General features: G+C 57.8%; 5 protein-coding genes. 4 read left to right on the forward strand and 1 reads right to left on the reverse strand.

The window, feature by feature from the left end; genetic code table 11:
• Positions 1-791 precede the first annotated feature (791 nt).
• The 4 genes from dapF to HMPREF2890_RS01045 all read left to right on the forward strand — a co-directional run bounded on the left by dapF (position 792) and on the right by HMPREF2890_RS01045 (position 4,974).
• Positions 792-1,592: a diaminopimelate epimerase gene (gene dapF / locus HMPREF2890_RS01030; protein WP_070464146.1), complete on the forward strand. Its 801-nt coding sequence runs from the start codon at positions 792-794 to the stop codon at positions 1,590-1,592.
• A gap of 6 nt (positions 1,593-1,598) precedes the next feature.
• Positions 1,599-2,822 (forward strand): LL-diaminopimelate aminotransferase, encoded by a 1,224-nt coding sequence (locus tag HMPREF2890_RS01035; RefSeq protein ID WP_070464148.1) that lies wholly within the window; start codon positions 1,599-1,601, stop codon positions 2,820-2,822.
• A 4-nt stretch (positions 2,823-2,826) separates the two neighbouring features.
• Entirely contained in the window at positions 2,827-3,411 is a 585-nt protein-coding gene (ruvC, locus tag HMPREF2890_RS01040) for a crossover junction endodeoxyribonuclease RuvC (RefSeq protein WP_070464150.1), read from the forward strand.
• Positions 3,412-4,119: 708 nt separating this feature from the next.
• Positions 4,120-4,974 carry a DUF4595 domain-containing protein gene (locus tag HMPREF2890_RS01045; protein WP_070464152.1) on the forward strand — a complete coding sequence of 285 codons (855 nt, stop codon included), beginning with the start codon at positions 4,120-4,122 and terminating at the stop codon, positions 4,972-4,974.
• A 332-nt stretch (positions 4,975-5,306) separates the two neighbouring features.
• Here HMPREF2890_RS01045 and HMPREF2890_RS09235 read toward each other — a convergent pair.
• Positions 5,307-5,594: NAD(P)(+) transhydrogenase (Re/Si-specific) subunit beta (locus HMPREF2890_RS09235; RefSeq protein WP_246825217.1), on the reverse strand; the 288-nt coding region annotated here is incomplete at its 5' end.

Here is a 5,594-nt window from a genome sequence, read left to right on the forward strand (position 1 = left end):
CCGCCCCTGCCGAGAGAGCCACCCGCCCGCCCTCGAGGGACGAAGCGGGTGCCAGTATTTCGATGCTTCTCTTCATGGCACAAAGGTACCCATTCCTTCCCTCAGTTTTACCCACCCCAAGTGGAGCTATGGGTCGTCGGGGTGCACGGATCGGTCACTTCTGTCATAGGGGAGAAGTGCCGAGATCAGCACCTTATCTCTGTTGTTTCCATGGGTCCTAACTACCTCCTCCCCTACTATCTACTGCCTTTGCCGTGGAGCCCAAAGGGAGGGGTGTCCAATGCCCGATGGATAGGCGCTTGATCTAATACCGATATTAGAGAATTCTTTTATCGGTATTAGAGTTCACTAATATCGGTATTAGAAATTTCTCTGAGAAGCGAGCTGCTTGGGTAGGGGTGACAAATCACTACAACCTATCATTAAATATAAATATTGCCTACATTTACATACTATATGATAGGTTGAGAGAGATGGTAAAGAATACGATGGGGACGAAGTTGCCCCAGAAGTTAGAGCAAGAGATGGAGTTTATCAACCATCACCTGCCTACGATCTAAATCCTGTACGCATCAGAGTCCCTTGACAATCTCCTTTATCAGCGAGGTGACTGACGCCGTGAGGGGATGGCAAGCAGTGGCAACAAGGCTGCACATCCAAAGCCGTGAGATACAGGCCTTTGCGGGGCGCTTCAGCATCACTTCCGTATCCTGATGCTTTTGCCGCGGAAGAGCGAACGAGGCGAAAATGGGTAACTTTGGGCATCAGAGCAAGAATTTGAGAGCAAAGCAATGACCGAGATCCTGCACTTCACCAAGATGGAGGCACTGGGCAACGACTACATCTACATTGATCGTGACCGCTACCCCTCCCTCGACTATCCGGCACTTGCCCGGCGCTACTCCGACCGCCACACCGGCATCGGGGGCGACGGTGTGGTGACCTACTCCCGGCACGATGCTGAGAGCTTCGAGATGCACATATACAATAAGGACGGCTCCGAGGCGGAGATGTGCGGCAATGCAATCCGATGCGTCGCCAAGCTCCTCCACGAGGAGGGGCGGACTGAGGCGACCTCCCTTCGCATCCATACCGGGGCGGGGCTCCTGACTGTGGATCTCCTTTTTGATAAAGAAAAAGAGGTCACCGGGGCGCGCGTCGAGATGGGCATCCCCGAGGTGACTGCGACCCCCGAGACGATCGAGGGGGTCGAGGGCTACGTCGCAAGCATGGGCAACCCCCACTTCGTCATCCTCTCACAAGGTGACTTCCCTCTCGAGACCAAGGGGCCAATGCTTGAGCAGAGTCGGCGCTTCCCCGAGGGGACAAATGTGGAGGTGATCCGCCCCATCGACCGGCACACCCTCAAGATGCGGGTCTGGGAGCGTGGCTCCGGGCTGACCCGCGCCTGTGGTACCGGAGCCTGCGCCTCGGCCGCCGTGGCGATCCGTCTCGGGCTGGCGCTCTCCCCTGTATGCGTACGCATGCCGGGCGGCGACCTGACGATCGAGTGGAGCGGGGAGGAGACTCGGTCGCTCTACATGACCGGACCCGCCACCCGGGTATTTGATGGCACACTTCAGCTAAGATAAATCCGTATGAATCATAAGATCAACACCAATTACCTCAAGCTCCCCGACAGCTACGTCTTCGTGGAGATCAATGACCGCATCGACCGTCACCTCAAGCACCACCCCGATGCCGACCTGATCCGGATGGGCATCGGCGATGTCTCACTCCCCCTGCCAGATGCCTGCCTACAGGCTATGGCTAAGGCTGTGGAGGAGCTGGGTCATAGCGAGACGATGCACGGCTATGGTCCCGAGGTGGGGCATAAGTTCCTCCGGGAGCGCATCGCCAAGGACTACCGCAGCAAGGGGCTTCCGGTCGACTGGTCGGAGGTCTTCATCAGCGACGGTGCGGGACCGGACGCCTCCAATATCGTCGACATCTTTGACGACAGCGTGATGGTCGCCGTGACCGACCCGGTTTACCCCGCATACATAGAGACCAATGCGATGGCAGGCCGCTGCGGAGAGTACCGCGACGGACGGTGGACGAGACTGGAGTATCTGCCGTGCAATAAGGAGAATGGCTTTATCCCCCCACTACCCTCCCGGCACGTCGACCTGCTCTACCTCTGCTACCCCAATAACCCGACCGGCACGGTGCTCAAGCGGGCCGACCTGCAGCGCTTCGTTGACTACGCCCTCGCTGAGGAGGCGGTGATCCTCTTCGACGGCGCCTACGAGGCCTACATCCGGGAGGAGGACGTGCCCCACAGCATCTACGAGCTGGAGGGAGCGGATCGGTGCGCGATCGAGTTTCGCAGCTTCTCCAAGTCTGCCGGCTTCACCGGGGTCCGCTGCGGCTACACGGTGGTCCCGCACGCTCTGAAGGCGCACCTCGAGGACGGCTCCGAGGTGGAGCTCAATCGGCTCTGGGCGCGGCGTCAGGGGACGAAGTTTAATGGTGCTTCCTACATCTCTCAGGTCGGTGCCGCTGCCTCCTACCTGCCTGAGGCGCAGGCGCAGATCCGGGACCACGTCGACTACTACCTCGAGAATTGCCGGATGATCCGCACCGCCTTTGCAGAGCGGGGCATGGAGGTCTTCGGTGGCATCTCGGCACCCTACATCTGGATCAAGACCCCGGAGAGCCACCCGAGGAGCTGGGACTTCTTCCAGTACCTCCTCGAGGAGAAGGGCGTGGTGGGTACGCCGGGCGTCGGCTTCGGTCCCGAGGGTGAGGGCTACTTCCGCCTCTCCGGCTTCTCCACCCACGAGCTGACGGAGCGGGCGATGAAGCGGATCCTCGGCTGACCCGATGGACACGCCTGTCGCCGAGAGAGCACGTGAGCAGATCATCATCGGGATAGACCCGGGGACGATCGTGATGGGCTACGCCATCATCGCCGCCCGGGGGCGCAAGATGCGCCTCATCGCCATGGGTGTGCTTAAGCTCGACCGCTACGCTGACACGTACCACCGACTGCGCAAGATCCACGAGGGCGTCTCTCAGCTCATCGCCCGCTACCACCCCGATCAGCTGGCGATCGAGGCGCCCTTTTATGGCAAAAACGTACAGAGTATGCTCAAGCTGGGGCGCGCCCAGGGGGCGGCAATCGTCGCGGCTCAGCTCGCCGACCTGCCGGTGACGGAGTACCCCCCATCGACGATCAAGAAGATGGTGACCGGCAACGGCAGCGCCTCCAAGGAGCAGGTCGCCTACTACCTCCGCAAGATGCTCTCCATCCCTCCCGAGGCGATGATGGATGCGCTGGACGCCACCGATGCCACCGGTGCAGCGGTCTGCCACGTGCTCTCCGCAGGGCGCGGACCAGTGACGGGCGGTCGCTCCTCCTCGTGGCGCGACTACCTCCGCAACCATCCCGACAAGGTCGTCAAGTGAGAACCTGCCGGCCTCAGTCTCAAAAAATCAAAACTTCCCAAACCACATCAGGGGTGATGCATCTGAGCGGAACAGAAGCTATTCAACTCATTGTGAAGAGTGGAAGACGAAGCACCCCTTGTGGGTGCCCGCTTTTTAGCCACAGGTCGAGGTGCGAAGCACCGAAGACCCGTGGATCAGGCATTGCAAGCGATCCCACGACCCCGCCAGGGTGTCGCACTGATTGCCTGCCTGATAAGTGCGACACCCTGGCGGGGGTGGGATTTCTGCTCGGCGACCCTCAAGGGGTCGAGGGGGTAGGGATGGGTCTCTGTACATCGGTCACCGCTTCGCGGATGACCGATGCCTTTGGAGCGAGCACCCTTCGGGTGCCTCACGGATGAGCCCCCCTGGTATATGATTACCCTAACGCTCAAATGCTTCACCCCTGTAAACCACATGATCACATCCGTCCCAGAATATTTATTTCAGTACCAGAAGAAAACTGCTTGTTGCACGGCAAAAAAAACAAGTAAATTTGCAAACGCAAGTCAGACAGGAGCAATTCCTTTAAGCTGAAACACCCTGCCACTCGACACAGCTCACACCCTAATAAATACCGCAAGCAGTATTGTTGCGTTCACCAATTGGAGTCCCACAGCTCTCTGATAGGCTCCTTCACGACCCATACAACTGACATTATCAAACCCAAATAACAACTTGTACACCATGAATTTATCCAAGAAGTACCTCAGTACGGTAGCACTGGCGCTGCTGTGTGCCGCAGTCTTGCCCTCCTGCAAGGGAGATGACAAGAAGGATCAGCCGACCCCTCCACCGGCGGAGGAGAAGTCGCTCATCGCATCACTCACAGTGATGGCGGAGGACTTAACCGATGCCTCAAAGAGTGAGGTGACCACCCAGTACACCTACGACAAGGAGGGTCGGGTCTCCTCAATGGCGGTCAGCATGAAAACTAACGATGGCACCCACAGCGAGACATTGTCCATCACCTACGGAAACGGAACGATATCCGTTCCTGTCTCCTCTGAGCCACTGGTCTTTAAGACAAATACCAGCGGCTATATCACTGGGCAAAAAACGAGTGGAGACGAGAGTTTCTTCTCAGCATCCTACGACAGCGAGGGACACCTCCTGTCACTCAAGCGCGACGAGCAGGGACTCTACACGTTCAAGTGGAATGGAGACCTGATCTCAGAGCGTCAGCTTACTATCGGAGAGTCGCAGGGCATGACTTCGCACACGACCTTTACCTATGGTAAGGTAAAGGATCCCGCCGGGCTCATGGTCCTCTACATCCCGGAGTTCAGCGACATGCCCTTACCCGGAGCATGGTTTGGCAAGACACCCACCTACCTCCCCTCAAAGAGAGTCAGCACACTAAAGATGCCGGTCAGCAACCTCCCCGTTGAGATGACCACCACATATGACTACACGCTTGACGCAAAGGGTCGTCCGGTAAAGATCGTCACCACTGATGACCTGCAGTCCAAGAGCAAAGACTTCATACCGGACTTCACAGGAAAGATCCGCCGCACCACCTTCACGATCACCTACAAGTAAGTGAGCAGAGCGCTCGGTGACACAACGTAGTGTCATCGGGGCGCATTCTGTCTCCTGACTGAAACAACGGTCACACGATACGCCAAAGGGGCTGTCTCACTTCTCGGTGAGGCAGCCCCTTTGGGATTGGTCTATGCTCTAAAGCTATGCCTTAAAGACCTTTGCAAAATGGTCTTTCGCCGAAAAAGCAGCGCTTTTTCGGCAGGAAGTTTGCAGAATACCTCAGATGCAAGGAACTGAGAGGGAGGGCGAAGGGAGTGTGCTTACGCACATAACCAAGCCCGAATCTCGAATGCGACGCCGCAGATGGGGTATTATGCAAAGGTCTCGCCTTAGGCATTGGCAGCAGCGACGAGGTCAGCGACCGTCTTATTGGCATCACCGAGGAGGAGAGTCACACCGGACTCACGCTCGTAGAGCGGGTTGGGGACTCCGGCGTAGCCGGGGTTGAGGTCGTAGTTGCAGATGATGACGTACTTCGCCTGATCAACGTTGAGCACCGGCATGCCGTAGATCGGCGTACCCTCGGCCTCACGGGCGGCAGGATTGAGGACATCATTCGCTCCGATCACGATCACGAGGTCAGTATCCTTGAAGTCGTCGTTGATCCGCTCCATCTC

Source organism: Porphyromonas sp. HMSC065F10 (assembly GCF_001808555.1).
Classification (GTDB): domain Bacteria; phylum Bacteroidota; class Bacteroidia; order Bacteroidales; family Porphyromonadaceae; genus Porphyromonas_A.

Excerpts from the sequence above, each read along its gene's own strand:
- dapF (WP_070464146.1), top strand. The coding sequence starts at position 792 with ATGACCGAGATCCTGCACTTCACCAAGATGGAGGCACTGGGCAACGAC.
- HMPREF2890_RS01035 (WP_070464148.1), top strand. The coding sequence starts at position 1,599 with ATGAATCATAAGATCAACACCAATTACCTCAAGCTCCCCGACAGCTAC.
- ruvC (WP_070464150.1), top strand. The coding sequence starts at position 2,827 with ATGGACACGCCTGTCGCCGAGAGAGCACGTGAGCAGATCATCATCGGG.
- HMPREF2890_RS01045 (WP_070464152.1), top strand. The coding sequence starts at position 4,120 with ATGAATTTATCCAAGAAGTACCTCAGTACGGTAGCACTGGCGCTGCTG.